Consider the following 3,004-nt stretch of genomic DNA (forward strand, 5'->3'; position numbering starts at 1 on the left):
GACAGGCTACCATCTTTTTAATCGTGCCATCTTCATTGAGGATACATACGTGAGTCGCATAACCGTAGGCGACGTGGGATACGGGATGTTCCTTGCCGGACGTCCCCATGGCGTCGGTTTTACCATAGTATTCGCCATAGTATTCCGTCCCGTCCAATAATGCCAGGTCTTCTGCCGTAAAGCGTACAGCTGCTGTTTCCGGCGATTCTTCTTCGACCATGACATCTTCCAGATAGGCACTGGGCGTACGGCTTGCTGCATAGGTCAGCCCTTTTCGGGCAAACAAAGCCCGGCGCAAGGCCTTGGCAGCCCGGCGGCCCGCTTCTCCCGTGAGAGTCGTCTGCCGCGATCCGGAAGTCGTTCCCGCATCAGGTGCCGTTGCCGTGCTGGGATTATGCCAGCAAATGTGGCTGACCGGAGCGCCGGCCGCCTGGGACACGATCTGTGTCAGGACCGTACCGACACCCTGGCCGATACAGGAAGCACCGGCATGGATATGGATCTTACCACCTTCCACGACGAGACGGCAGCGGCCATAATCGGGCAATCCTACGCCGACGCCGGCGTTTTTGAGGGCACAGGCTATGCCCACATAGGGACCGCTGTGATAATACGTGTCCTTTACGGCTTCCAGTGTCTCTGCCAGTCCCGTCGCCGGATCGGCAATCTGCCCGTTCGGCAGCACCTGGCCGGGACGGATGGCATTGCGGTAGCGGATTTCCCAGGGATCAATTCCTACCATTTCCGCCAAAAGGTCGAGATTCCGTTCCGTTGCAAAAATCGTCTGGGTCACACCAAAACCGCGGAACGCTCCTGCCGGCGGGTTATTGGTATATACGGCGGTCCCGTCGATATCGATAATCTGGTAGTTATACGGGCCGGCCGCATGGGTGCAGGCCCGCTGCAATACCGGACCACCCAGAGAAGCATAGGCACCATTGTCGGTCACGGCTACCAGTTTCATGGCCGTCAGTCTGCCCTGTTCATCACAGGCTGTTGTCAGGTCCATGCTGAATTGATGGCGTTTGGGATGGATGAGGATGCTTTCCTGCCGGGTCAGTTTGCATTTGACAATCCGCTTCGTCTTGTAGGCAATGAGCGCTGCCAGATGCTGGACCGTCACATCTTCCTTCCCGCCGAAGCCACCGCCGACGAGCTTGTTCTCAACGATGACTTTTTCCTGGGGAAGTCCCAGGAGGAGCGCCGTTTCCCGCCGCGTGTCATAGGGGCTCTGATCGGTCGAATAGATATAGACGCCATCGTCAAAGGGCATGGCTACGGCACATTCCGGTTCCAGGAAAGCATGTTCCGTCCAGGGCGTTTCATAATGGCGGGTCACTTTATATTTAGAGGCCGCAATGACCGCGTCGGCATCGCCGCGCACCAGATGTTCGTGGACGAGGATATTGGACCCGTGGGACGGATGGACCAGCGGAGCTCCCTCTGCCAGTGCTTCAACTGCCGATGTAACGGGCTGTAACTCTTCATATTCTACCTCTACGAGCTTTTTGGCTTCAGCCAGGATATCCGGTGTTTCCGCCGCCACCAGAGCAATGGCATCACCGAGGAAATGGGTCGTCTTTCCGACGCCGATAAGAGTATCCCAGTCGGTCTTCAGGTGTCCGACTTTGACAGAACCGGGAATATCATCGGCCGTCAGGACACAGATGACACCGGGCAGGGCCTTTGCCTTTTCCGTATGGATGGCTTTGACGACGGCCCGGGGATACTGGCTGCGTACGGCACTGCCATAACACATGCCCGGCAGATCGACTTCGTCTATATCGTCTGCATACTGTCCCGTTCCCAGTACTTTTCCCTTGACATCGATGCGGTGGCAGGCTGAACCGACCTGGGGATATTCGTCTTCTGCCGGTACGGGAGTTCCCTTATCCAGCATATCCGCAGCCAGAGCGATGGCGTCGATGATTTTTTTATAACCCGTGCAGCGGCAGATATTATTGCGGATAGCCGCGGCTATCTCTATCCTGTTCGGCCGGGGATTGGCATCGATGAGCGCTTTGCCGCACATGACCATGCCCGGGATACAGAAGCCGCACTGCACGGCGCCAGCTTCTCCAAAGGCATAGACGAATACATCTTTTTCCCGCTGTGACAGTCCTTCCACCGTCAGGATACGTTTGCCGGCCATCCGGCCTGCTTTCTGTACGCAGGTTTTCGTCGCTTTCCCGTCGATGACGACGGTACACGTGCCGCAGGCACCTTCACTGCAGCCATCTTTTACCGATTTCAGCCGCAAATCATTGCGCAGAATATCCATCAGCTTCCGTTCCGGATCAACCTCAATTTCTCTGTTGTTAATCCACAATTTACATGTCCTATCCATAACAGTCCTCTTTCCGCCCCTTCAGACTTTCAGTGATATGTCTGTCATGGCTGCCATTTCGCCCAAAAGCGGGAAAGCTCCAGGCGGGGGAAAATACCAGACAGGAACATACGAATATGAAGTTTATATTTTATATTTCTTTCGTGTAACATCAACCATGTCACAGCTGCTACATATCTTTCTTATATCATACCCTTACAATGTCTTCATAGGCAATGGTGCGTTTGCGGTGCAGCAGGGTTCCATAGCCTTTCTGGCCTGTAAACGTATTGTCCCTGGCTATGATCTGACCGCGGAGCATGACAAGATCGATGGCACAATCGGTGGTCATGCCGTCATACGGAGAATAGCCGCAGGTTGTATGCAGCGTATCCCTGCCAAAGGTGTGTGTTTTCGCCGGATTGATGAGGATGACGTCGGCATCACTGCCCGGCATGAGAGTCCCTTTCTTCGGGTAGAGTCCGAATATTTTTGCCGCATTAGTACTGGTAGCCTGTACGAATCGTTCCAGTGAAATCCGTCCTTTCAGGACGCCTTCGCTGAACAGGAGCGGCATCCGTTCTTCCACGCCGGAAACGCCACCGGGACAATTCCGGAAATCAGCAACATTTTCCAGTTTTTCCTTTTCCGTAAAGGGGCAGTGATCGGTGGCGATGA

Annotated in this window: 2 protein-coding genes; both read right to left on the reverse strand. The window is 54.8% G+C overall.

Annotated features, from left to right (window positions below):
- Window positions 1-2,347: selenium-dependent xanthine dehydrogenase (gene xdh / locus DBO31_RS00615; RefSeq protein WP_150824191.1), on the reverse strand; the 2,347-nt coding region annotated here is incomplete at its 3' end.
- A 187-nt stretch (window positions 2,348-2,534) separates the two neighbouring features.
- A partial coding sequence (locus tag DBO31_RS00620; RefSeq protein WP_150824192.1) for an amidohydrolase family protein occupies window positions 2,535-3,004 on the reverse strand: 470 nt, incomplete at its 5' end.

This window comes from Megasphaera sp. DJF_B143 (assembly GCF_900320625.1).
Taxonomy (GTDB): Bacteria; Bacillota; Negativicutes; order Veillonellales; family Megasphaeraceae; genus Megasphaera; species Megasphaera hexanoica.